Source organism: Halobaculum roseum (assembly GCF_019880245.1).
In the GTDB taxonomy this organism is placed as follows: domain Archaea; phylum Halobacteriota; class Halobacteria; order Halobacteriales; family Haloferacaceae; genus Halobaculum; species Halobaculum roseum.
In genome coordinates this window covers 342,937-365,574 of record NZ_CP082286.1, presented here as the reverse complement: position 1 = coordinate 365,574, position 22,638 = coordinate 342,937, and the positions used below count along the sequence as shown (strand labels likewise).

General features: G+C 69.9%; 21 protein-coding genes and 1 tRNA gene. 7 read left to right on the top strand and 15 right to left on the bottom strand.

What is annotated here, in order from left to right:
- Positions 1-45: 45 nt before the first annotated feature.
- The gene (locus tag K6T36_RS19100; RefSeq protein WP_222922346.1) at positions 46-588 is read left to right on the top strand and encodes a DUF555 domain-containing protein; all 543 of its coding nucleotides are present in this window, start codon (positions 46-48) and stop codon (positions 586-588) included.
- 122 nt (positions 589-710) lie between these two features.
- Here the strand turns inward: K6T36_RS19100 and K6T36_RS01890 are convergent, their stop codons facing one another.
- A complete protein-coding gene (locus tag K6T36_RS01890) occupies positions 711-953 on the bottom strand; it encodes a UPF0058 family protein (protein ID WP_222607783.1) in 243 nt (80 codons plus the stop codon).
- Between the two features lie 254 nt (positions 954-1,207).
- Between K6T36_RS01890 and K6T36_RS01885 the strand changes: the two genes are divergently transcribed.
- Positions 1,208-1,612 (top strand): translation initiation factor IF-2 subunit beta, encoded by a 405-nt coding sequence (locus K6T36_RS01885; RefSeq protein WP_222607782.1) that lies wholly within the window; start codon positions 1,208-1,210, stop codon positions 1,610-1,612.
- 35 nt (positions 1,613-1,647) lie between these two features.
- On the opposite strand, the gene K6T36_RS01880 is transcribed toward K6T36_RS01885, so the two are convergent.
- Together K6T36_RS01880 and K6T36_RS01875 are read right to left on the bottom strand one after the other, a co-directional pair.
- A complete protein-coding gene (locus tag K6T36_RS01880; RefSeq protein ID WP_222607781.1) occupies positions 1,648-1,827 on the bottom strand; it encodes a DUF7836 family putative zinc-binding protein in 180 nt (59 codons plus the stop codon).
- 143 nt (positions 1,828-1,970) lie between these two features.
- The gene (locus K6T36_RS01875; RefSeq protein ID WP_222607780.1) at positions 1,971-2,981 is read right to left on the bottom strand and encodes a transcription initiation factor IIB; all 1,011 of its coding nucleotides are present in this window, start codon (positions 2,979-2,981) and stop codon (positions 1,971-1,973) included.
- A gap of 329 nt (positions 2,982-3,310) precedes the next feature.
- On the opposite strand from K6T36_RS01875, the gene K6T36_RS01870 reads away from it, so the two are divergent.
- The 3 genes from K6T36_RS01870 (at position 3,311) to K6T36_RS01860 (ending at position 6,514) form a co-directional block, all read left to right on the top strand.
- On the top strand, positions 3,311-4,483 hold the full coding sequence (locus K6T36_RS01870) for a thiolase C-terminal domain-containing protein (protein ID WP_222922345.1): 1,173 nt from the start codon (positions 3,311-3,313) through the stop codon (positions 4,481-4,483).
- A complete protein-coding gene (locus K6T36_RS01865) occupies positions 4,480-5,979 on the top strand; it encodes a zinc ribbon domain-containing protein (RefSeq protein ID WP_225935161.1) in 1,500 nt (499 codons plus the stop codon). Before K6T36_RS01870 ends, K6T36_RS01865 begins: the two co-directional genes overlap by 4 nt.
- A gap of 340 nt (positions 5,980-6,319) precedes the next feature.
- Positions 6,320-6,514: a cold-shock protein gene (locus tag K6T36_RS01860; protein ID WP_222607778.1), complete on the top strand. Its 195-nt coding sequence runs from the start codon at positions 6,320-6,322 to the stop codon at positions 6,512-6,514.
- Between the two features lie 190 nt (positions 6,515-6,704).
- Here the strand turns inward: K6T36_RS01860 and K6T36_RS18840 are convergent, their stop codons facing one another.
- On the bottom strand, positions 6,705-6,887 hold the full coding sequence (locus K6T36_RS18840) for a DUF8009 family protein (RefSeq protein ID WP_225935160.1): 183 nt from the start codon (positions 6,885-6,887) through the stop codon (positions 6,705-6,707).
- Between the two features lie 323 nt (positions 6,888-7,210).
- Positions 7,211-9,145, bottom strand: a complete 1,935-nt coding sequence (gene thrS, locus K6T36_RS01850; RefSeq protein ID WP_222922344.1) for a threonine--tRNA ligase — start codon at positions 9,143-9,145, stop codon at positions 7,211-7,213.
- Between the two features lie 164 nt (positions 9,146-9,309).
- On the opposite strand from thrS, the gene K6T36_RS01845 reads away from it, so the two are divergent.
- The gene (locus tag K6T36_RS01845; protein ID WP_222922343.1) at positions 9,310-10,569 is read left to right on the top strand and encodes a M20 family metallo-hydrolase; all 1,260 of its coding nucleotides are present in this window, start codon (positions 9,310-9,312) and stop codon (positions 10,567-10,569) included.
- 210 nt (positions 10,570-10,779) lie between these two features.
- Here K6T36_RS01845 and K6T36_RS01840 read toward each other — a convergent pair whose 3' ends face one another.
- From K6T36_RS01840 to K6T36_RS01810, 7 genes are all read right to left on the bottom strand, one after another.
- Entirely contained in the window at positions 10,780-11,619 is an 840-nt protein-coding gene (locus K6T36_RS01840) for a ZIP family metal transporter (protein WP_225935159.1), read from the bottom strand.
- A 120-nt stretch (positions 11,620-11,739) separates the two neighbouring features.
- Complete coding sequence (locus K6T36_RS01835; RefSeq protein ID WP_222922342.1) at positions 11,740-12,942, bottom strand: mechanosensitive ion channel family protein; 1,203 nt, start codon at positions 12,940-12,942, stop codon at positions 11,740-11,742.
- A 97-nt stretch (positions 12,943-13,039) separates the two neighbouring features.
- The gene (locus tag K6T36_RS01830) at positions 13,040-14,806 is read right to left on the bottom strand and encodes a tRNA uridine(34) 5-carboxymethylaminomethyl modification radical SAM/GNAT enzyme Elp3 (RefSeq protein WP_222922341.1); all 1,767 of its coding nucleotides are present in this window, start codon (positions 14,804-14,806) and stop codon (positions 13,040-13,042) included.
- Positions 14,807-15,207: 401 nt separating this feature from the next.
- Entirely contained in the window at positions 15,208-17,370 is a 2,163-nt protein-coding gene (locus K6T36_RS01825) for a DHH family phosphoesterase (protein ID WP_222922340.1), read from the bottom strand.
- A gap of 154 nt (positions 17,371-17,524) precedes the next feature.
- Positions 17,525-18,127, bottom strand: coding sequence for a YIP1 family protein (locus tag K6T36_RS01820; protein ID WP_222922339.1), 603 nt, complete (start codon positions 18,125-18,127; stop codon positions 17,525-17,527).
- 88 nt (positions 18,128-18,215) lie between these two features.
- On the bottom strand, positions 18,216-18,803 hold the full coding sequence (locus K6T36_RS01815) for a thymidine kinase (protein WP_222922338.1): 588 nt from the start codon (positions 18,801-18,803) through the stop codon (positions 18,216-18,218).
- A gap of 266 nt (positions 18,804-19,069) precedes the next feature.
- Positions 19,070-19,154 (bottom strand) — tRNA-Leu (locus tag K6T36_RS01810).
- Between the two features lie 172 nt (positions 19,155-19,326).
- Here K6T36_RS01810 and K6T36_RS01805 point away from each other — a divergent pair.
- Positions 19,327-19,917, top strand: coding sequence for a DUF420 domain-containing protein (locus tag K6T36_RS01805; RefSeq protein WP_222922337.1), 591 nt, complete (start codon positions 19,327-19,329; stop codon positions 19,915-19,917).
- A 359-nt stretch (positions 19,918-20,276) separates the two neighbouring features.
- Here the strand turns inward: K6T36_RS01805 and purF are convergent, their stop codons facing one another.
- The 3 genes from purF to K6T36_RS01790 all read right to left on the bottom strand — a co-directional run bounded on the left by purF (position 20,277) and on the right by K6T36_RS01790 (position 22,485).
- A complete protein-coding gene (purF, locus tag K6T36_RS01800) occupies positions 20,277-21,815 on the bottom strand; it encodes an amidophosphoribosyltransferase (protein WP_222922336.1) in 1,539 nt (512 codons plus the stop codon).
- Positions 21,816-22,096: 281 nt separating this feature from the next.
- Complete coding sequence (locus K6T36_RS01795; protein WP_159669710.1) at positions 22,097-22,273, bottom strand: 50S ribosomal protein L37e; 177 nt, start codon at positions 22,271-22,273, stop codon at positions 22,097-22,099.
- Positions 22,270-22,485 (bottom strand): LSM domain-containing protein, encoded by a 216-nt coding sequence (locus K6T36_RS01790; protein WP_222607767.1) that lies wholly within the window; start codon positions 22,483-22,485, stop codon positions 22,270-22,272. Before K6T36_RS01790 ends, K6T36_RS01795 begins: the two co-directional genes overlap by 4 nt.
- Between the last annotated feature and the right edge of the window lie 153 nt (positions 22,486-22,638).

The following is a 22,638-nucleotide window of genomic DNA, read 5'->3' as shown; positions in this document are numbered from 1 at the left end:
CGGGCCGGCCGAACATTCATGCCCGAGCCAGTGGTACTATCTGACATGGACTGTAGGGTCGTCGTCGAGGCCGCGGTGCCGGTGTACGACGTCGAGACGACCGACGAGGCGGTCCGCATCGCGATCTCGAAGACGGGGGAGATGCTCAACCCCGACCTCAACTACGTCGAGATCTCGATGGGCACGCGCACGTCGCCCGACGGCGAACAGTTGCCGCCGGCGTTCGTCGCCGCCGACGAGGCGCTGGTGGCGCTGGAGCTGGAGATGTCCGTGTTCAACGTGGAACGGGAGGAACACGCGGCGCGGATCGCCCGCAAGGAGATCGGCCAACGACTCCACGACATCCCGCTCAAGGTCCTGCGCGTCGAGCCGCTGGAGGACGGCGAGGACCACGGCAACCACGGCAACGGGGGCGAGGGCGGGGACGGCGGCGACGGCGGCAGTAACCACGATCGGGGGGACGACCGAGACGGCGGACGCGACGGCGACGGGTCGGGCGGGTCCGACAACGGTGACCCGGACGCCGAGGGCGACGGGGAGGACGACTTGCTCCCGGAGTTCGAGGAGATGGTCGAGGACGAACGCTGAGGCGACCCTCGACGCCACGTCTCGGGCGTCGCTCGCGGTCATCGCGTGTGGTACCGGATGGAACCGACCCGGCGCCGCCGCTGTCGGACGGTCGGTCGTTGCGGGGGAGTAAGTGCCCGACTTCAGTCGGCGCGAGGCGCGACGGTCTCGGCCTCGGCCTCGGTCGTCTCCTCGGCGGAGGACGTGATTCCGGACGCCAGCTTGAACACGGCCGCCTTGTGGTCCGTCTTCGATCGGTGGATCGATGTCGGTTTGACGCCGAGTTCCTGGTACTCGGTCAGGTCGAGATCTGTGCCCCACTGCTCGTACTCGCTGCGTACCTCGCTGAGAAGGCCGTGCAGGTGAATGAGCTCCTGCTTCTTCATGGACGAATCCGGGTTGCGACCCAAGGGTTAAAGACTTATCTTGAGGCTCGTTAGCACGGTCCTCGACGGATTTAGGTGGGTCGAGCGGACGAGTCTAGAAATTGAGAATTCGGAAGGTTCGTTTCGGCCGTCTCGGCGGGAAACGGGCCCGATTCCCGGCCGATTTCGGTCTCGCGCGGACGCCGTCCTCGCGGCGAGCGGACGCTCGGCGGGCCACGAACGTTTTTTGGGCCGGCGCGCGCCTACGGGCGTGTATGGAGTACGACGACATGTTAGACCGCGCGATCGAGGAGACGCCCGACATTGACGAGCGCGGCTCGCGGTTCGAGGTTCCGGACCCGGTCGTCCGGCCGGAGGGGAACGTCACCGTCGTCGAGAACTTTCAGGAACTGGTCGACACGCTGAACCGCGAGGAGTCGGCGCTGTTGAAGTTCCTTCAGGACGAACTCGGGACGGCCGCGCGCATCGACGAGTCCGGGCGTGCGCGCCTCACGGGCGATTTCAAGCAGGGCCGTGTCGCCGACGCCGTGGAGGCGTACACCGAGGGGTACGTCATCTGCTCGGAGTGCGGACTCCCGGACACGCGTATCGTCGAGCAGGGCGGCACGGACGTGCTCAAGTGCGACGCCTGTGGCGCGATCTCCAGCCTGGGACGGTAGTCACGCCGCTGCGACGCCCGGGGCGTCTGCGACGCTCACTCGAACTGTTTAACAGCGTCGAGGTCCCGTTCGGTCCGCATGAACTCCGCGAGCCGCCGCGTCGCGTGACACGAGGGACACGAGAAGTTCTCCCTGTGGTTCGGGAGGTCGGTGGGCGCCTCTTCCCAGTCTTTCGAGCACTCGGGACACAGCAGTCGGACGAAGGCCTCCACCATACGCGGTCCCCTCGCCCGGCGGCCCAATAAATCCTTGCGGGCGGTTTCACGCGTCGGCCGTGGCTCAGGTTCGTGAAGCCGAACAGGACAACAGAACGGAATCGCAGAGATCGGGGTGTCGACCGTCGACGGGAGCGGCGGGATCAGGCGCCGGCGGGGCTACGGTCGCCCGCGCCGGGGGTTCCCTCGGCGGTCTCGGCCGCATCGAGCAGCTCCTTGTAGCGGTTCCGGATGGTCACCTCGCTGACGCCCGCGACATCGCTCACCTGGCTCTGGGTGAGCGCCTCGTTGGTGAGCAGCGAGGCGGCGTAGACGGCCGCGGCGGCGAGCCCGACCGGGGACTTCCCGCTGGTGACGCCGGCTTCCTCGGCCGTCTTCAACAGCCCGCGAGCGCGCCACTCGCCCTCGTCGGAGAGCCCGAGCTCGGAGGCGAACCGCGCGAGGTACTGGGCGGGGTCCGCGGGCGCGACCTCCAGCTTCAGCTCGCGGACGATGTAGCGGTACGTCCGGGTGAGCTCCATCCGGTCGACCCGCGACACGGCCGTCAGCTCGTCGAGCGAGCGCGGGGTGTTCGCCTGGCGGGCGGCCGCGTACAGGCTCGCCGAGGCGACCCCCTCGATGGACCGGCCCGGGAGGAGGTCCTCCGAGAGCGCGCGGCGGTAGATGACCGAGGCGGTCTCGCGGACGTTCTCGGGCAGCCCGAGGGCGCTCGCCATGCGGTCGATCTCGCCGAGCGCCTGCTTGAGGTTGCGCTCCTTCGAGTCGCGCGTGCGGAAGCGCTCGTGCCAGGTGCGCAGGCGCTGCATCTGCTGGCGTCGCTCGGCAGAGAGCGTGTTCCCGTAGGCGTCCTTGTTCTGCCAGCCGATGTTGGTCGACAGGCCGTTGTCGTGCATCATCTTCGTCGTCGGGGCGCCGACGCGCGATTTGCTCTCTCCCTCGCGGTCGAACGACCGCCACTCGGGACCGCGGTCGATGGCGTCCTCCTCGAGGACGAGCCCGCAGTCGGTACAGACGGTCTCCCCGTGCTCCTCGTCGGCGACGACGCTGCCGCCGCACTCGGGGCAGACGCGGACGGATTCGCTCTCCTCGGTTCGTTCGTCTGACTCCCTTTCGTCTCGCGTGTAACTACTGATGGTGGTTTCTGACTCGCTCATGGTGTGCTCCCGGATCGACGGCGGACCGAAGGCGAAAAAATCGACCTCCGACCGTGTCGTCCTTACTACTCGTTACGAACGAAAAGTATATAAACGTTTCGCTGATGTGCATGGGGTTCTCACGCCGCCATGAGCCCGAAAACGCCGGAAACAGGGTGTTTCGTATCGGTCATACCAGGGGGAGATCATAGTTAAAAATCGTTCGGTACTCGTTCACACTGTCCGTTCCCGTCCGGTTCGTCCTGCCGCCGGCTCCGGGTCTGCCGCCCACGGCTCGGCGTCGGTCGGCGACCGGCAACACTTACCACGACGCGGGGCCGGTCTCCGCCATGACCGACGCCTACATCGTCGGGGCGGGCCAGTCGCCGTTCGGCTCGTTCCCCGAGGAGACGTACCGGACCCTCTTTCGCGAGGCGTACGAGGCCGCGACGCCTACGGATCTGACGCCGACGGACGTGGACGAGGCGTTCGTCGGGACGCTCGGGGTCGGCGGCCGACAGATCGGCCTCGCCGGCCCCGCCGTCACCGAGCACGTCGGGCTCCACGGGGTTCCCTGCACGCGCGTAGAGAACGCCTGCGCCGCGTCGGGCTCGGCCCTTCGCCAGGCCGTGATGGCCGTCGAGTCCGGGATGGCGGACCTCGTGCTCGCCGGCGGGGTCGAGGTGATGACGGACGCCTCCGCCGAGGCGACGAAGTACTGGCTGGGCGTCTCCGGGGAGACCGAGTGGGAGCGCATGGCCGGGACGACGTTCTCGGGGGTGTACGCTCAGATGGCCGACGCGTACCTCCGCGAGTACGACGCCCCCCGCCGGGCGCTCTCGGCGGTCGCCGCCAAGAGCCACGCCAACGGCGCGCGCAACCCGAAGGCGCACCTCGGCTTCGAGTGTTCGATCGAGGACGCCGAGACGGCCGCCGTCGTCGCCGACCCGCTCACCCTGTATCACTGCTGTCCGACGAGCGACGGCGCCGCGGCGGTGCTGGTCGCCGGCGAGGAGGCGGCCCGGTCGTTCGACGACCGCGTCCGGGTCGCCGGCGTCGGCGCCGTCTCCGACCGCGTCGGCCTGTTTCAGCGCGACACCTACACCGCGATCCCCGCCACCGAGTCGGCCGCCGAGACGGCCTACGACCGCGCGAGCCTCGCCGACCCGCGGGTCGACCTCGACTTCGCCGAGGTGCACGACTGCTTCGCGATCGCCGAGCTGCTCGCCTACGAGGACCTCGGCTTCTGTGACCGGGGCGAGGCCGCCGACCTCGCGCTGGAGGGCGTCACGGCCGCCGACGGCGACCTCCCGGTCAACACCTCCGGCGGGCTGAAGGCGAAGGGCCACCCGATCGGCGCGACCGGCGCCGGCCAGGCAGTCGAGGCGTTCGACCAGTTGACCGGTCGTGCGGGCGAGCGCCAACTCGACGACCCTGAGCGGGGACTGACGCACAACGTCGGCGGCTCCGGCGGCGCGGCCGTCGTTCACGTGTTCGAGGCCGAGGGGGTGACCGGCGCGTGAGCGCGCCCGAACCGGGTCCGGGGGAACCCGCCGATCGACTCGACGCCGACGCCCGGATCCTCGGCGCGGGCGTCTACGCGCCGTCCGCCCGGCTCCCCCGCGAGGCGGTCGCCGAGGCGTGGGGTCGCTCGCGGGCCCGCGGAATCGACGCCGTCGCCGTCCCGGGACCCGACGAGGACGCGCTCACGATGAGCGTTGCGGCCGGCGAGCGCGCGCTCGCTGCCGCCGGGGTCGACGCCGGCGACCTCGCGGGGCTCGCGTTCGCGACGACCACGCCGCCCCTGGAGGAGGAGGACCTCCTCCCCCGCCTCGGTGCCGCCCTCGGCGCCCCCGGCGACGCGCGAACCCACTACGTCGGCCGGAGCACGCGCGCGGGAACGCGGGCGTTGCGGGCCGCCCGCGACGCCGGCGCGCTCCCGGCGCTCGTCGTCGCCGCCGACGCGCCGCGTGCGGCGCCGAACGCCCCCGAGGGCCACGCCGCCGGCGCGGGCGCGGCGGCGGTCGTGTTGGGTCCCGACTCGGGGTCCGGCGCGGGCCTCGTCGGCGACGCGGAGGTCGCGGCCGACTACCCCGGAACCCGCTTCCGGCGCGCGGGGGACGCCGACGACGCCGACGACGGCGTCGAGGGACTGGGTGTCACCACCTACGACCGCAAGGCGTTCACCCGCCCGATCCGCGCGGCCGTCGACCTGCTGGGGGACGACGCGGACGCGTTCGCCCCCGAGGAGGCCGCTGCGTTCGCGGTGACCGCACCCGACGGCGACCTCCCCGCGCGGGCGGCCCGGTCCGTCGGACTGGACGCCGACGCGGTCTCGACGCCCGTGGACACGCTCGGCGACACGGGCGCGGCCGGGCCGCTCCTCGGCCTGACTGCGGCGCTTCGCGCGGGCGCGACCCGGACGCTCGTCGTCGGCTGGGGCAGCGGCGCCGGCGCAGACGCGCTCCTCGTCGACGGGCTCGCGCCCGTCGAGGGCGACCTCGACGCCGACCGTGAGCTGTCGTACGCGGCGGCGCTGCGACGCCGCGGCGAGATCGCGAGCGACGAGCCGCCGGCGGGCGGCGGCGCGGCGGTGTCGGTGCCGACGTGGCGACGGTCGATCCCCGCGCGCTATCGCCTCCGGGCGGGTCGCTGTCCCGACTGCGGCGGGCTCGCGTTCCCGCCGGAGGGCGCGTGTCCGGACTGTCATGATCTGGTCGACTACGAGTCGGTGGGGCTTCCCTCGGAGGGTACCGTCGAGACCGTGACCGGCGTCTCCCCCGACGGGGCGCCCCCCGAGTTCGCCCGCCAGGCCGAGCGGGGCGGCGACTACGCGGTCGCGATCGTCCGGTTCGAGCGCGAGGGGGCGGCCGCGAGCGTGCCCATGCAGGTCGCGGACGCCGACCCCGAGTCGGTCGCGGCGGGCGACCCCGTTCGCGCCGTGTTCAGGCGGATCTACGAACGGGAGGGCGTGATCCGGTACGGACGGAAGGCGCTCCCGGCGGTCGGCGACGGGTAGCGAACGTTCCGAGCTCGAAGCTGTCGACCGTCGGCACGAACACGTCCCGAAATCGCCTCACGCTACGGCGACGGTTCGACGCTCGATCCGAACTCGGTGTGAAAAGTGCCCGCGGGGGCCACGTCGTACCTGGGGGGGATGAGAGAGGCACACGACGGGACGGCCGTCCGCAGGCAATGTTGACTAAAACCGTTGTGTGTAATCAGCGTTACGGCTGACCGCGGCCGAATCGCAACCCTCCGGAGCCGTGGTATCGGGTCGGCCGGGGGTGGTGTCGTGCCACCTCGACCCACAGATATAAATACCGAAGTCGCCTCACTGTGGGACGAGGTACACGCGAATGGCGAAAGGCACGGTCGCATTCTTCAACGACACCGGCGGTTACGGATTCATCGAAACCGAGGACGCGGACGACGACGTCTTCTTCCACATGGAGGACGTCGGCGGTCCCGATCTCGAGGAAGGACAGGAAGTCGAGTTCGACATCGAGGAGGCCGAGAAGGGCCCACGGGCCACGAACCTCCAGCGCCTGTAGGGCGCTATCCGAGGTATCGAACCCGGACCGCGATCGGTCCGTCGGAGCTACTCAGTTCGACCCGTTCTTGCAGGGAGTCACGCGCCGCCGAGCGCCAGCTGTCGGCGCCGGTTCCAGGGAACCGAGGGAAGTCGTCGGGGAGGAACGCCCGCGGCTCGACGTGGATCGGCTCGGCGTCGCCGTCGTACCCTTACTCCCCCTCCGCGCCGGCGACGTGGAGCCGTGCGCGCATCCGTCCCGAGAACGGCGGCGTGATCCGGAGCACCGCCTCGCGTCGCCCGCGGTCGCGGGCCTCGAGCGCGGCGAGCACGTCGTCGGCGGTCACCGCGAGCTGGCGGATGACTGCGGGATCGGAGTCGTCGGACTGCGGCACGCGGACCTACGTCCCCGTGAACGTTCGCTGTTCGAGCGGCCCCGAGCAGTCCGGACACGTCGCCCGGTAGGAGAGGGAGCTGACGCTCGTTTCGCACTCGCGACAGACGAAGGACCGTCCGACCATCGACCGAGCGTATGAGAGATGTGGTGTTAAATGTTACCACGGTGTGGTGGCCGTGATACTTGCATCCGATCCGGAGCCGATCCGACGCGAGGGCGTCGCCGTCGCTGTCGGCGTCGATCCGAGAACTGACCTGTGGCTGTAGTGTCGGCGGTCGCCTCTGAAGAAAACCTGTTGCCGCCGCGGCTGTGGCGCGGCCGTTACTCCTCGTGGTCGGTGACGAAGTCGGGCTTGACCGTCCGCTCGTCGACCTCGCCGCGGAGGTGTTCGACGAACGCGCTCGGGTCGACGCCGTTGCGCTCGTTCTCGAAGCGGTCCCGAACCGAGATGGTGCCGGCCTCCTCCTCGTCGCCGCCGACGACGACCATGTACGGCACGCGGTCGTCGTGGGCCGCGCGGATCTTCCGCCCGACGGTCATGTCGCGGTCCTCGACCTCGACGCGGAACTCCGAGAGCTCGTTCTTCACGCGGTGGGCGTACCCGAGGTTGTCGTCGGAGATGGGGAGGATCCGGACCTGCTCGGGCGCCAGCCAGAACGGGAAGTCGCCGCCGAAGTGCTCGATGAGCACCATGAAGAAGCGCTCGTAGCTCCCGTACAGCGCGCGGTGGATCATCACCGGGCGGTGTTCGGCGTTGTCCTCGCCCGTGTACGTCAGGTCGAACCGCTCGGGCATGTTGAAGTCGAGCTGGACCGTCGGGCCGTCCCACGAGCGACCGAGCGCGTCCTCGAACGAGAAGTCGATCTTCGGGCCGTAGAACGCGCCGTCGCCGGGCTCGATCCCCCACTCCAGCGAGGAGGACTCCAGCACCGACTCCAGTTGGGACTCCGCCTGCTCCCACACCTCGTCGCCGCCGACGGACTTCTCGGGGCGCGTCGCCAGGTCGACGGACACGTCCAGATCGAAGGTGTCGAGCACCTGCTCGATGCCGTCCATCACGTTGCGCACCTCGGCTTCGATCTGGTCGGGGCGCACGAACAGGTGGCCGTCGTCGATGGTGAACGCCCAGGTGCGCGACAGCCCGGACAGCTCCCCTCGCTGCTCCTTGCGGTACACCTTCCCGTGTTCGGCGTAGCGCACCGGGAGGTCGCGGTACGACCACGATCCTTGGTCGAAGATGGTCGCGTGCCCCGGGCAGTTCATGGGCTTGAGGCCGTACTCCTCGTCGTTCACGTCGAACAGGAACATGTCGTCCTGGTAGTTGTCGTAGTGGCCCGACCGCTCCCACAGCTCCGTCCGGAACACGTGCGGCGTCTCGACCTCGCCGTAGCCGGCCTCGTCGTTGAGGTCGTTGACGTACCCCTCCAGCTCCGAGAGGATCGTCTTGCCCGCCGGGTGGTACAGCGGCAGCCCGGGGCCGGTGACCGTCGGGATGGAGAACAGATCCATCTCGCGGGCGATCTTGCGGTGGTCGCGCTCCTTGGCCTCCTCGCGCATGTTCAGGAACTCCTCCAGCTCCGACTCCGACTCGAAGGCCGTCCCGTACACGCGCGTCAGCTGGTCGTTCTCCTCGTCGCCGCGCCAGTACACCGACGAGATGGACAGCAGCTCGAAGGCGCCGACCTCGCCCGTCGACTCGACGTGCGGGCCCTTACAGAGGTCGCGCCAGTCGTCCTGCTCGTACACCGAGACGGGGTCCTCGCCGGCGGCCTCCTCGTTCAGGATCTCCGTCTTGTACTCGTTATCGTCGTACTCGGCCAGCGCCTCCTCGCGGGGCACCTCCAGGCGTCTGATCTCGTAGTCGGCCGCGACGATGTCGGCCATTTCGGCCTCGATGGCCGCGAAGTCGTCCTCGTCGATGTCGACGCCGGCGACGTCGTAGTAGAACCCCTCCTCCGTCGGCGGGCCGATCGCGAGCTTCGCATCCGGGTACACCCGCTGAAGCGCCTGCGCGAACACGTGGGCCGCCGAGTGGCGAAGCACCTGTCGGTACTCCTCGGACTGGTCGGTGACGATCTCGATCCGTGCGCCGTCGTGGACGGGCGCGGCCTTGTCGACGAGCTCGCCGTCGACGACGCCGGCGACGGTGTCGCTCCCGAGTCCCGGCCCGATCTCGTACGCCACGTCCTCGACGGAAGCACCCTCCGGCACGGACAGCTCCGAGCCGTCCGGCAGGGTGACGACGATGTCGCTCATACGCGTTCGGTGCCGGGGGGCGCGAATAAGTCTTGTCGAACCGTGCGAGAGCGCCACGGACGCCACCGATCGCGGGCGCTAGATCCGGTCGCTCGATCTCCGCCCGCCCGGCCCACATCCCCGCTTCGGAAAGACCCAACACCGACGGCGGAGAATCGGGAGCCATGAACCTCACCGTCGACGGCGACCGCCTCCGCGACGACATCGAAGCGACCGCCGCGTTCGGGAACATCGACGCCGGCGAGGGCCGCGGGCGGACCGTCCTCGTCGGCACCGAGGCGAACCGCCGCGCCCGCGAGTACCTCGTCGACCGCATGGAGGCCGTCGGGCTCGACGTGACCGTCGACGCCGTCGGCAACGTCGCGGGCACCTGGATCCCCGACGGGGCGGACCCCGACGCCGCCCCCGTCGCCGCCGGCAGCCACCTCGACTCGGTGCCGGAGGGCGGCATCTTCGACGGCCCGCTCGGCGTGTACGCCGCCCTCGAATCGGTTCGGGCGATGCGGGAGGCGGACGCGACCCCGGACCGCCCGGTGGTCGTCGTCTGTTTCACCGAGGAGGAGGGCCAGCGCTTCGCCGACGGCCTGCTCGGCTCCTCGGTCGCCGTCGGCGAGCGCACCGTCGAGGAGGCGCTCGCGCTCACAGACGACGACGGCGTCACCCTGGAGGACGCACTGGAGGACATCGGCTTCCGCGGCGAGGGTCGCCTCGACGCGAGCGAGTGGGACGCCTTCTACGAGCTGCACATCGAGCAGGACACGACCCTGGAGGAGGCCGGCGTCCCCGTCGGCGTCGTGACGACGATCACGGGGATCACCCACCTCGACGTGGAGATCCTGGGCGAGGCGAACCACGCTGGCGCCACCCACATGCGCGACCGGACGGACGCGCTCGCGGCCGCGGCCGAACTCGTTCTCGACGTGGAGGCGGCGGCGAACGACGTGGTCGAGGCGAGCAGCGACTCGGCGGTCGGCACGGTGGGCTCGCTCGACGTGTCGCCGAACGCGACGAACGTCGTGCCCGGCCGCGTCGAGGCGGGCGTCGACATCCGCGACGTGGAGTACGACTCGATGCAGGCGGTCGTCGTCGCGGTTCGCGACACCCTCGCGCGTATCGAGGACGAGCGCGGCGTCGAGACCGAGCTCGCACGCCCGTTCGACCTCCGGCCGACGCCGATGGCCGAACGCCTCCGCGAGGCGGCCCACCGCGCCGGCGACGCCGTCGGGATCGACACCCTCGATCTCCACTCGGGCGCCGCCCACGACACGATGCACGTCGCGAACGTGACCGACGCGAGCCTCCTGTTCGCCCCCTCCCGGGAGGGAATCAGCCACAACCCTCGCGAGTGGACCGACTGGGAAGACTGCGCCGCGGCCACCCGGGTGCTGGCGGGCGCGATCGCCGACGTCGCCGGCGCGGAATAACGTCCGTCGACCCCCGGTGCGACGATTACCGACTCCCCGCCGCGGTCCGAGGGGAGCCCGAGGCAACGACCGCAGGAGAACCGCCGCGGCGACGATCGTCGGACAGCAACCGGGTGGGGCTTTCGCGGTCAGCGTCGTCTCGTTCACGGTTCTGGTCACCTTCCAGTCGGCGTCGCGAACGAGGACGACTTGCGTCGCGTTCGTTCGAACTCAAGCGGCTAGCGCCACGTCGAGATACAGCATCACCACCACACCAAGCATCGTTCCGAGCGTCGCAACACGCTCGTGGCCCCGCGAGTGCGTCTCGGGGAGGATCTCGTCGGAGATGACGAACAGCATGCCGCCGGCGGCGAAGCCCATCGCGTAGGGAAGCACCGGCGCCGCGAGCGCGACGGCGACGGCGCCCAGCACCGTGAGCGGGATCTCGACGAGCCCCGACCGGATCCCGGTGAGCACGGCGTACGTCCGGCGGTCGAAGCCGGCGTTGACCGCGGCGATGGACACCGCGAGCCCCTCGGGGACGTTCTGGAGGCCGATCGCGAGCATGAGCGAGAGGCCGTTCGCCACGTTCCCGGAGCCGAAGCCGACGCCGACGGCCAACCCCTCGGGCATGTTGTGGATCGTGATGGCGACGATGAACAGGATCACCGAGGCGACCTTCGCGTCGACGACGGTCTGGTCTGGGCGGGCCCGTCCCGTGACGAGCACGTGGACGTGCGGCACCCAGTGGTCGGCCTGATCGAGCACGAGCACGCCGAGGCCGATGCCCGCGAGCACCGGAACAGGCGAGAGCAGCCCCGTCGCGGGGACGCCGGGCACGACGATCTCCGTCAGGTCGATCCCGGGGACGATGAGGGAGGTGAACGACGCCGCGAGCATGACGCCGGCTGCGAACCCGAGCGCGCCGTCGAGCGCGCGCTTGCTCGGGTCGCGGACGACCAACACCAGCAGCGCGCCGACCATGTTCATCCCGGCGATGACGACGCCGCCGACGAGCGCCTGGATCACGGGGTCGGCGCCGACGAGCCGGACGAACTGTTCCTCGAACACGTCCCCGACACCGACCGGCGTCCATCAAAAGCTACCGGCCGTGGCGATCGTCCGATGTCGAACCGCCGAGGGGGGCGTCTCCACCGGGGCGACCTTGCCGACACCGGTCGACCGTGGACCTCAGTCGCCGCCCGACGGGTTCGGCGAGGCGACGGCCGCGGAGCCAATCTCCTCGCCGTCGGCGACGCGGAAACCCCCGGTCTCCGCGCGGCCCGACAGTTCGCGCTGCGGATACGGGATCTTGACCCCCGCCTCGTCGAGCGCCGCCTTCACCTCGCGAACGACCGCCGCCGTCGCCAGCGCGCGTTTAGGCGCGCTGGGCGTGTCGATCCAGTAGCGACACTCCAGCACGACAGCCGAGTCGCCGAACGACTTCGGAACCACCTGCGGTGGCGGGTTGTTCTCGACGTGGCTCACGGCCGCGAGCGCGTCCGCGACGACGGACTCGGCGGTCTCCAAGTCAGCCTCGTAGTCGACTCCCACGTCCACCGAGAGGCGAAGCTGGCCCAGCCGCGTCCGGTTCGAGACGGTCGCGTTCGCGACGCGGTCGTTGGGGATGACGACCACCTCGCCGCCGGCGGTGCGGATCCGGGTGTTGATGACGGTGATGTCGGCGACGATCCCCTCCTCGCCGTCGATCTCGACCCAGTCGCCCAACTCGAACGGCCGCGAGAACATGAGCACGAAGCCGGCGATGAGCGAGCCGATGGTGCTGCGGGCGGCCGTGCCGACGACGATGCCGAGGAAGCCCGCGCCGACGAGCAGGCCGCCGAGATTGACCCCCCACACCGTGAGCCCGCCGACGATGGCGGCGACCAGCACGGTCAACTGGAGCACGCGGAAGACGATCCCCTTCTGGTGTTGGTTGATCGCGTCCGACTCGGCTGCGTAGTCGTCGAGCCGGGTCTCCAGCACGTCGATGGCGATCAGCGCGCCGGCGACGAGCGCGACGCTCGTCACCGTCCTCCCGAGCGTCGGCAGCGCCGCGGCCATCGTCGTCACCGCCGCCAGCGCCACGTTCACGTACCCCCACAGGATCAGGGCCGCGAGGCCGGTAGCCAGGACCACCGCGAACTGGAGCGTGCGGACGATCCCCGTCACCGGAAGGTGCCAGTCGAACTCCGTCACCTCCACGGGAACGCGCTCGCTGCCGAGCACCCGGTCGCGGACGAGCCGGTGGAGGGCCCGCACCGCACGCGGTGTGAGCAGGAGTGCCGTCACCCCCGCGGCCGCGAGGAGCACGGCGGTCGCGGCGAGGCGGGCCTCGACCGTCACGAAGCCCTCGAGGGTCTCCCGGAGGGTCGCGAGGAAGGCGAGTTGCATACGCGCAGAAACGATACGAGCCCGAAAAGCGCGGCGGTGCGACTATCGAACGCGATTCCCCGGTCGCGCGCGGTCGCCCACGACGGCCCGACTCCGGTTACAGCCGCCTGCTCACGTACGGCCCGTCCTGGTGGTAGCCGAGCTTGTCGCGGTAGTAGCCGCGGACGCCGATCCCCGAGATGACCGACAGCTTCGGGAAGCCGGCGTCGGCGGCGATGTCCTCGGCCTCCCGGAGCAGCCGCCGGCCGTACCCGCGGTGTTGCCAGTCGCCGTCGCGGCCGTTCCCGTCGCCCTGTCCGGCTCCGTCCGGGCCGTCGAACGTCGCCGGCGACCCGTACACGTGCAGTTCCCTGACGAGCGCGGCGTCCGTCAGCTCCCGGCGAACCGCGTCGCCGCCGGCGGCCGGCCCGGCACCCGGCGCGGCGTGGGAGTAGGAGGGGAACCGCAGGCGACAGAAGCCGACCAGGAGGTCCTGCTCGGTGTCCTCGAATGAGATGAAGTGCTCCAGCCCGCCGCCGGACTCGTAGGTCACCACGTCCAGCTCGACGTCCTCGGGGCGCGGGTCGGCGTCGTTGTGCCCGACCTCCCGGGCGCGAATGTCCCGGAGCTGGTACCCCTTCTCGGCGGCGCGCTGCTCGGCGAGCTGCCGGAGGTTCGACTTCCAGACGCCGGCGTCGATGAAGTCGGCGGGGATGTCGCGCTGGACGCGCTGGAGGCGGCAGTACTTCGGGATCTCGTTCATCGCCTCGGCGACCAGATCCGCCGCCTCCTCGTTGTCCAGCGGCTCGAACTCGTCGCGGCGCCACGAGTCGTACACCCGCGTCCCGCGGACGACGAGCGTCGGATAGATCTTCAGGTAGTCCGGGCGCCAGTCGGGGTTCTCGAACAGCTGGCGGAAGTCCTCCCGGCACATCTCCCTGCTCATTCCGGGCTGGCCCGGCATCATGTGGAATCCGACCTTGAACGCCGCATCGCGCAGCCTGCGGTTCGCGTCGACCGACGCCTGGTTGCCGTGGCCGCGGTGCATCTCGCGGTTGACCCGTTCGTAGGTGGTCTGGACGCCGACCTCGACCTTGGTGCCGCCGAGCGTCAGCATCCGGTCGATCTGTTCGGGGTCGCACCAATCGGGCTTGGTCTCGAAGGTGATCCCGATGCAGCGCACGTCGGCCTCCTCGTTGCGCGATTTCACGTCCTCCAGGTACTCGAAGTCGTACTCGCCCGGGTCCTGCGCGAAGCTGCGTCCCTCGGCGGGGTTCGGCCGCGCGTCGGTGTCGTACTCGTTCATCGCCTGGAGCGCGCGCTTGACGAACCACTCCTGGTAGTCGTGCGAGCGGGCGGTCATCGTCCCGCCCATCAGGATCAGCTCCGCCTTGTCGACGGGGTGACCGATGTGGCGGAGCTGTTCCAGCCGGAGGGTGACCTGCCCGTAGGGGTCGTAGTCGTTCTGCTGGCCGCGCGCCGCGGCTGGCTCGTGCCCGGTGTAGCTCTGGGAGGAGTCGAACTCCGAGGCGGGCCCGCCGGGGCAGTAGAGGCACTTCCCGTGCGGGCACGTGTGCGGCGAGGTCATGATCGCGACCGGCGACACGCCCGAGGCGGTGCGCACGGGCTTGCGCCGGACGACCTCCCGCACTTCCTCGCGGCGGCCCTCGGGGGCGCGCTGGAGCAGGTCGGTGTTCTGCGGAACCTTCGGGGAGGAGAACGCCGAGCAGGCGTCGAGCTTGGCGGACTCGAGGTCGTCGCGGTCGATCTCGCCCTCGAGGATCCGCTCGACGAGGTGTGCGCACGCGCGCTCGAACGCCTCGGGCTCGTCGGACTCCTCGGCGTACTCGGACAGCTCCGGGTCCGGCTCCGCGGTGCCGCTCATTGGGTGTGAGTGGTCGCGTTCGGTGGGTAAGGGTTTCGTTCGTGGGGATCGACGTTCTCTGTTGCCGGAACTATTGTCACTGCTACAACCACGTGATCTTCCGGGAAAGCCCCTGCTGCTCTCGATGGCTGCGCCTCGCTGTGCTCCTCGCTCACTTCGTTCGCTGTGGTGCGTGCGTCGGCTCGCCTATCGAGAGCAGCAGCCCCTTTCAGTCCCACCCGACAGGACCGACCGCAACCACGCCCTCCCCAACCGATTCGCTCCCTCGCTGCTGCTCGGTCGCTCATCCCTCGCGCGCGTCCGGCGAGCACGGAGGCTCGCCGGCACGCGCCACAACGGACAGGAAGAAACGCGTCGCTCCCCCTCGAGAACGGTTATCGCAGAAGGCGGTCGAGTCGCGCTCAGTTCAGCTGCCCGGCGACGGCGTCGACGACGGCGTCGGTCACCTCGTCGCGGCGACCCGCGAGGTACTCGATGCGGCCCTGGCGGACGCCGACGGCGGTGACGCTCGCGTCCGGAACCGCCATCGCGGCGTCGCCGGCGGCCTCCCGCACGTCGACCTCGTCGTCGGCGCGCACGTACAGCTCGTCGGTGCCGTACAGGACCGTCGCGTCGCGGTCGCCGCGACGCTGGAGTTCGTCCGCCAGCAGGGTCGTCGACGGGAAGTCGAAGCGGTGGCTGTACGCGTCGGCGTCCAGCGTCGCGAACGTGAGCCCGTCGACCTCGCGCTCCTCGATGTTCGCCTCGGCGGTGTCCAGCTCCGTCTCCAGCTTCTCGCGGAACTGGCCCGCGATGTGGCCCGCGAGGTCGCCGCCCTCGCTGTCGAAGAGGATGTCGGTGATGAGCTCGCGCTTGTCCTGGTAGCTCTGGTAGTACGCCTCCAGCGCGATCGCCTCGCGGAGGTCGGTGACGCGGCCGGCGTCGACGCCGGCGTCCTCGGCGAGGTCGGCGTACGCCTCGGGCGTCCCCTCCCAGTAGCTCACGGCCGGGAGGTGCGCGAGGTCGTCGGCCACGTCCCCGTTCACGGTCGCCGCCAGCACCGACGCGAGCGCGCCCGTGGTCAGGTCGGCCGTCTCGGCGCCCGCGAGGCCCGGGTTGACCAGCGTCGCGACGGCGTCGGCGATCTCCGGGTCCGCGGTCGCGGCGTCGACGACGACGCGCTCGGCGTCGTACACGCCAAGCAGGTCGAGGCCGTCCTCGGACTCGACGGTCGAGCCCGTCCCCACGAGCAACACGAGCGGGAGCTGCTCGCCGTGGCGGTCCCGGTCCTGCAGCATCCGGGTGGTGTCCTTCGTCGCCGCGTCCATGTCGTACACGGGGTCGTCGAGCGGCCGGCGCGTGAAGTAGTGGTACTCGGCGTCGCTCTTGGCGTGTTCCTCGCGGATCAGCGGGAGCACGGCGCGCTCGACGGCCGCGCCGGCGACGTAGCCGTCGGCGGTGGCGGCGTGTCGAACGACGATCGGACGCGACTCGATGACCGCGCGGCGGATCGACTCGGCCGCCTCGAGCAGGTCGTCGCCGACGGCGTCGACCGCCGGGTGATCGCCCAGCGCCGCGACGCCGTCGGGGCGTGCCTCGTCGCTCAGCGCGTCGGCGAGCCGCTGTTCGACCGCCGCGGCTTCATTTCCCTCCAGCGCCGCCAGCGCCTCCGTCTCCACCTGGATCTCGTTGCGCCGGACCTCGATGTCGCCCTCGAGGCGGACGATGTCGCCGACCTCGATCTCGGGGTACGCACGGACGCCCGCCTTCACGAACGCCGCACAGTCGACGACGCCCGTCTCGTCGCGCATCTCGAACACCGTCGGGCCGCCCGTCTGGCGGGCCCCGACGACCTCGCCCTCGATCCGGACCGTCTCGCCGACGCGGTCCGAGAGCGTGCCGATCTCGACGCGCTCGACGTCGCCGTCGGGCGTCGACTGCTTCCGTTCGCGAACGGCCTCGATGTCGTCGCCGTCGGATTCGCCGGCGTCGGAGTCGCTTTCGGGGGTCGTCGCGCGGCCGGCGTCGTCCGCGCCCGCGCCGGCCTCGCCGGCGTCATCGGCGGGCTGCTCGTCGGTCGTGCCCGCGTCGTCCTCGGATTCGTCGGCATCGGACTCGCCGTCGGACTCGTCGCCCGGCTTGTCCGGAGTTGGCTTGTGGGTGACGCCGCCGTTGGTGCCACCGTCGTCGTCGTCGTCCTCGTCGGGCCCGGGTTCGACCTCCTGTGTTCCCTCCTGAACGAGCACGCCGCGGAACTCGCGCTCGGCCTGTCGGATGGACCACGCGAGGTCGACGTTGCCGTTCTCGCGGACGTTCTTTACCTGGACGAACACCTCGTCGCCGGGCTCCCAGTCGAGGGATTCGATCCGGCGGTCCAGTTCCGAGCGGTGGAGGAGGCCGGTGACGTTCGACGACAGGTCGATGAACACGCCGAAGTCGGCGTAGCCGTCGACGACGCCGCTGTAGAATCGGTTCGGCTTCAGCTGGTTCGGGTCGTTGCCGCGGAACTCGAAGACGACGTCTTCCTCGTGGGAGGAGCAGATGCGTCCGTCCACGGACGCACCACAGATGATACACTTACCCATTTGTGTGAAGCGAGTGGCCCCTGCCTAAAACGGTTGTCGAAACGCCGACGCGCGCGCTCGGCGGACGACCGCCACGTCGTTCCCGGATAGCCCCGATCGGTTCGCTCGCTCCGATCCGTTCGCCGCGGATTCCGACTCGGTTGCGGCGACGCCGTCAGATGATGTACCACCGGGTCAGCAGCGTCGCGATCGCGTCGAGGCCGCGGAAGCCGTAGCCGAACACCAGCGTCGCGGGCACGACTGTCGCGGCGACCGCCCGCCGCGTCGTCGTCCCGTGGACCTCGCGGATCCCCACCGCGAGCAAGCCGGCACCGTACAGCGCACACGCGGCCCGAAGCGCCGGAACCGGCGCGCCGGCGAGCGCACAGGGGGCGCTCGCGTACGCGATCACCTGTACGGTCTCGCTGATCCCCGCGCGGTCGCGCACGAACGCGATCAGCAACACCGTCTGGAGCGCCGCCGTCAGATGGAGGGTCGCGGGCGCGATGAACACGGCCACGAACAACAGCGAGACGACCGCCGACATCACCGGGCCGCCGAACGCCGTCGGGATCGTTGACGGGTCGAGCAGGAACCGGCCGCCGGCGAACGCGACGGCGACGCAGACGGCGAACACGAGTCCCGGCGCCTGATCGCCGGGGGCGACGCCGGTCCGGAAGAACCTGGTCGGGCGAACGAGCACCTCGGCCCACGCCCGCGCGACCGCGACCGGTCCGCGTGCCCGTCCCCCCTCGGGATTCTCGACCCACGTCGTCACACCAGACGTAGCGACGGCGCGGCCATGACGGTTGCGGTCTCTTCGGCGAGCACGGGATAACCACGAAGGCGGTCGATCCAGACCCTGCTCAGTCGTCCCGGAGCACGTGGCAGTTCCGACAGCGCGCCTCGTAGCTCTCTTCGGCGCCGACGAGGATCGTGGGGTCGTCGACGTGAGCGGGCTCCCCCTCGATCAGCCGCTGGTTGCGCGTCGCGGGCTCCCCGCACTCCGCGCAGATCGCCTGGAGCTTGTCGACGTACTCGGCGACGGCCATCAGGTCCGGCAGCGGGTCGAAGGGCTCCCCGCGGTAGGTCTGGTCGGTGCCCGAGACGATCACCCGCCGGTCGTCCTCCGCCAACGACTGACAGACCTCGACGAGCGCGTCGGAGAAGAAGTTCGCCTCGTCGACCGCGACGACCATCTCGCCGTTCAGGTCGTCCGCGATGTCCCACGGTCCCTCGCCCTCGTTGTCGACGACGCTCGCCTCCCACGAGCGGCCGTTGTGGGTTCCGATGGTCGTCTCGCCGTAGCGGTCGTCGAGCGCGGGCGTGAAGACGGCGATCTCCTGGCCCGCGATCTCCGCGCGACGAAGCCGTCGGAGGAGTTCCTCCGTCTTTCCGGAGAACATCGACCCCGAGATAACCTCTATCCACCCGGAGCCGGTGATCGCGTGCATACCAGGTGAGGGCGGTTGCTCCCCGGAAAACCGTTACTCTCTGGGATTCCGAGACGATCGACATCCGGAGAGACACCCGTCGGTGGAGGTGTAGCGTTCGGAAGGATTGTGCGTGGGTGCTGTCTGTAGGGCGCCCCGAGGGGCGCACAGCACCTGCATCCTGTGGTGCGTTCCGCACCACGTGAGATGCGTGGGACCGGATTTGAACCTCGGTCGCGCGTTCCGCGCCTCCTGCTTCAAATCCGCTCGTGTCCGCATCCGTTAGATGCGTGGGACCGGATTTGAACCGGCGGACCTCTACAGGACAGCGCCCTCAACGCTGCGCCGTTGGCCTGGCTTGGCTACCCACGCATCGTGCGTCAGTACGCATTGCGATGTATCCCGGTTACAGATAAAGGGCTTTCCATTCGGACGAGTATCCGCCAGGGGATCCCACGCGTCGAGAGTCAGCCGTCTCCGACGTGGGACGCCCTGTCTCGCCGATCGGACAACGGCTTTACTCCTCCCGTCCGTCCCCCCGACAATGAGCACGGACGCCCCGTCGTCTGGTAGTCGAGTCACCGGATTCGCGCGCGAGCACACCCTCGGCGTCGCCGGGGCGCTCTCGGCGGTCGCGCTCGGTCTCGTCTTCGCGGTCGTCGGGGGGCTCGTCCCCGGTTCGGCGCTTCCGCGGGCCCCCGCGGTGCTCGACGCGATCCCGACGCTCAACGCCGCCGTCTCGCTCGCGGCGATCGCCACGATCTCGCTCGGGGTCCGGGCGGCCCGTGCTCGCGACTTCGAGACCCACAGACGGTTCATGCTCGCCTCGACCGGGCTGTTCGGCGCGTTCCTCGCGATGTACCTCTACCGGCTCGCCGTTCTCGGGACGACCGACTTCGCGGGCCCGGCGGTCGTCGAGCGGTTCGTCTACCTCCCGCTGCTTGCCGTGCACATCCTCCTCGCTATCGTCTGCGTTCCGCTCGTCGTGTACGTGCTCACGCTCGCGGCGACGCGTCCGATCGCCGATCTGTTCGACACCGCCCACAAGCGGATCGGTCGCGTGGCGGCCGTGCTGTGGGTCGTTTCGTTCGGCCTCGGCGTCGCCGTGTACGTGCTGCTGTATCTCGTCTACTGAACCGACCCCGAGGCGTGCGGCCCCCGGGCCGTCGCTCGCGATGGGTGCCTCGCGAGGCTTGAAATACGATGACGGGGCCAGTGCCGTCGATGCGGTGATCGTCGCCGCGGACCGACAGCGGGGGTACGACACGGCGGTCCGCGGGCGGTGCGGGTGTCGCCTGTTCGCTATCGCGGTCTCACACGCGATCGATCGCGCAGCGAGCGCCTTCGGCAGGGGAGGCTCGGCACGAAGACTTCATCGCCGTCCTTCCGAGGGCTCGCTCACTCCGTTCGCTCGCTGTTCGATGGGCGGCTCGGCACGAAGACCTCACCGCCGTTCTTCCGAGGGCTCGCTCACTCCGTTCGCTCGCCCTCGCGTTAGTCGTCCGCGGGGGAGGGTTCACCAACCGTCGGCCGGCTCACGTCACGGTCGGTCGCCTCGCCGTCGATGTCGTACGGATACTCGCCGGTGACACAGCCGAGACACAGGTCCGCCGTCGTCGACGACAGCGCGCCGGCGACGGCGTCGACCGACAGGTACGACAGCGAGTCGGCGCCGATATCCTCCCGGACCTCCTCGACCGAGCGGTCCGCGGCGATGAGCTCCTCGCGCGTCGCCATGTCGATGCCCATGTAACACGGCGCGACGATCGCGGGCGCCCCGATCCGGACGTGGACCGCCTCCGCGCCGGCGTCCCGGAGCAGCTGCACGAGCTGCGTCGAGGTCGTCCCGCGAACGATCGAGTCGTCGATGAGCGTGACCGTCTTCCCCTCGACGGTCGACCGGATCGGGTTCAGCTTGAGTCGCACCGCCCGCTCGCGCTCGTCCTGCGTCGGCATGATGAACGTCCGGCCGACGTAGCGGTTCTTCATCAGCCCCTCGGCGAACTCCACGTCTGCGCCGTCCTCGGCGGCCGCGTCGGCGTACCCCGAGGCGAACGCGCGCCCGGAGTCGGGCACGGGCATCACCACGTCCGAGTCCACGCCGGCCTCGTCCCACAGCGCCCGACCGAGGTCGCGTCGGGCCTCGTACACGAGCGTGTCGTCGATGACCGAGTCGGGGCGCGCGAAGTAGACGTGCTCGAAGAAGCAGTGGGCGGAGTTCTCCTCCTCGAACAGTTGGTAGGAGTCGAAGCCGCTCCCGTCGCCGTCGAGCACGACCAGCTCGCCTGGCTTCACGTCGCGAACGAGCTCACCGTCCAGCGTGTCGATCGCCGCCGATTCGCTGGCGATGACGTAGCCGTCCTCGAGTTCGCCGATGCACAGCGGACGGTTCCCCCGCGGATCGCGAACCCCGATGACGGTGTCGTCGTGCATCACGGTGAGCGAGTACGAGCCGTGAATCCGGCTCATCGTCCGCTTGACCGCCCGGATCAGGTCCGACTCCAGGAGGTTGCGCGCGAGGTCGTGGGCGATGACCTCCGTGTCCCCCTGCGAGGTGAACGCGTGGCCCGATTCGGCGAGTTCGTCGCGTATCTCGTCGGCGTTGACGAGGTTCCCGTTGTGCGCGAGCCCGAGCGCGCCGGACTTGAACGACACCGAGAACGGCTGGGCACAGCAGGCGTTGACCCCGCCGGCGGTCGGGTAGCGGACGTGGCCGATCCCCGCCGACCCCGCGAGGCTGTCGAGGTCCGACTGCGAGAAGGCGTCGCCGACGAGCCCCATCTCGACGTGGCTGTGCTGCTGAAATCCGTCGTGGGTGGCGATCCCGGCGGAGTCCTGCCCCCGGTGCTGGAGCGCGTACAGCGAGTAGTACAGCGGCCGGGCGGCGTCTCGGTCGGCCAGCGAGACCCCGACGACGCCGCACTTCTCGGTGGGTCCGTCGACGGGGGTCGGATCGCGCGAACCGTCGCCGAGCGGCTCGGTGAGCGATGTGACCGGTGCCGCCCCGTCGTCACCGGAGTCGCCGTGTGACATAGTCGCTACTGGACGCCGATTCCACAAAAACCCTCGTTATCGTGCGTAGGTCACCGAGAGAATTCGAATTGGTGTGCAGGAATGTGGATCGATTCGGTTCCGCCGGCCGACCGTTCTCGTGTCCTCCGGTTCCGATCGGTCGCGAAGGGCTGTACGCTCGGAGTCGTCAGTTGCCGGTGAGGATCCATCACGGAACCGTCAACTATCGGCGAGGACCGGCCAGGAAGGTGACGACGCTGCCGCTGGTCGGCTCGGTCGAGACGAGAAGAGAGAAACGGCGCTCAGTTGTCGCCGGCCTTCGACTGCCACTCGTAGTCGCGGCGCTTGGCGGACTTCCCGAAGCCGCACGAGGAGCACTTCTTCTTCTTCACGTGGTAGGACTTCTCGCCGCAGCGTCGACACTTGACGTGCGTCGTCTTGTTCTTCTTCCCCTGAGACGGCGTTCCGGCTCCGGTCATACGTTGATGGAAACGACGTTGTCGCCACGGATAATCGTTGTGTCTTCGACTTCGTCGTCCGCCGAGCCCTCCAGTTCGGTGGGATCGAGCACGACGTTCATGTGCTGATCGTAGCCGGCGAGAACGCCGAAGTGAGCCGTTTCGTCTTTGAGGTGGACCGTTACCGGGGTGTCAAGGGCCTCCTCGAGCACGTCGAGCGGGCGGCCAGTCATGTTCGGGTCGTCGGCGGATTCGGGTTTAAGCGTACCGGACGGTGACGAGGCGGGACAGTCCCGCCCCGGGGGTCCGTTCGTTTCGAGGGTTCGATGAGCGACGGAGCCGTCCGGGGTCGCGACGCTCGAACCCGAGCAGTTTTAACAGATGAC

Coding starts and splice junctions, on each gene's coding strand:
- K6T36_RS19100 (WP_222922346.1), top strand. CDS start 46: ATGGACTGTAGGGTCGTCGTCGAGGCCGCGGTGCCGGTGTACGACGTC.
- K6T36_RS01890 (WP_222607783.1), bottom strand. CDS start 953: ATGAAGAAGCAGGAGCTCATTCACCTGCACGGCCTTCTCAGCGAGGTA.
- K6T36_RS01885 (WP_222607782.1), top strand. CDS start 1,208: ATGGAGTACGACGACATGTTAGACCGCGCGATCGAGGAGACGCCCGAC.
- K6T36_RS01880 (WP_222607781.1), bottom strand. CDS start 1,827: ATGGTGGAGGCCTTCGTCCGACTGCTGTGTCCCGAGTGCTCGAAAGAC.
- K6T36_RS01875 (WP_222607780.1), bottom strand. CDS start 2,981: ATGAGCGAGTCAGAAACCACCATCAGTAGTTACACGCGAGACGAAAGG.
- K6T36_RS01870 (WP_222922345.1), top strand. CDS start 3,311: ATGACCGACGCCTACATCGTCGGGGCGGGCCAGTCGCCGTTCGGCTCG.
- K6T36_RS01860 (WP_222607778.1), top strand. CDS start 6,320: ATGGCGAAAGGCACGGTCGCATTCTTCAACGACACCGGCGGTTACGGA.
- thrS (WP_222922344.1), bottom strand. CDS start 9,145: ATGAGCGACATCGTCGTCACCCTGCCGGACGGCTCGGAGCTGTCCGTG.
- K6T36_RS01845 (WP_222922343.1), top strand. CDS start 9,310: ATGAACCTCACCGTCGACGGCGACCGCCTCCGCGACGACATCGAAGCG.
- K6T36_RS01835 (WP_222922342.1), bottom strand. CDS start 12,942: ATGCAACTCGCCTTCCTCGCGACCCTCCGGGAGACCCTCGAGGGCTTC.
- K6T36_RS01830 (WP_222922341.1), bottom strand. CDS start 14,806: ATGAGCGGCACCGCGGAGCCGGACCCGGAGCTGTCCGAGTACGCCGAG.
- K6T36_RS01825 (WP_222922340.1), bottom strand. CDS start 17,370: ATGGGTAAGTGTATCATCTGTGGTGCGTCCGTGGACGGACGCATCTGC.
- K6T36_RS01815 (WP_222922338.1), bottom strand. CDS start 18,803: ATGCACGCGATCACCGGCTCCGGGTGGATAGAGGTTATCTCGGGGTCG.
- K6T36_RS01805 (WP_222922337.1), top strand. CDS start 19,327: ATGAGCACGGACGCCCCGTCGTCTGGTAGTCGAGTCACCGGATTCGCG.
- purF (WP_222922336.1), bottom strand. CDS start 21,815: ATGTCACACGGCGACTCCGGTGACGACGGGGCGGCACCGGTCACATCG.
- K6T36_RS01795 (WP_159669710.1), bottom strand. CDS start 22,273: ATGACCGGAGCCGGAACGCCGTCTCAGGGGAAGAAGAACAAGACGACG.
- K6T36_RS01790 (WP_222607767.1), bottom strand. CDS start 22,485: ATGACTGGCCGCCCGCTCGACGTGCTCGAGGAGGCCCTTGACACCCCG.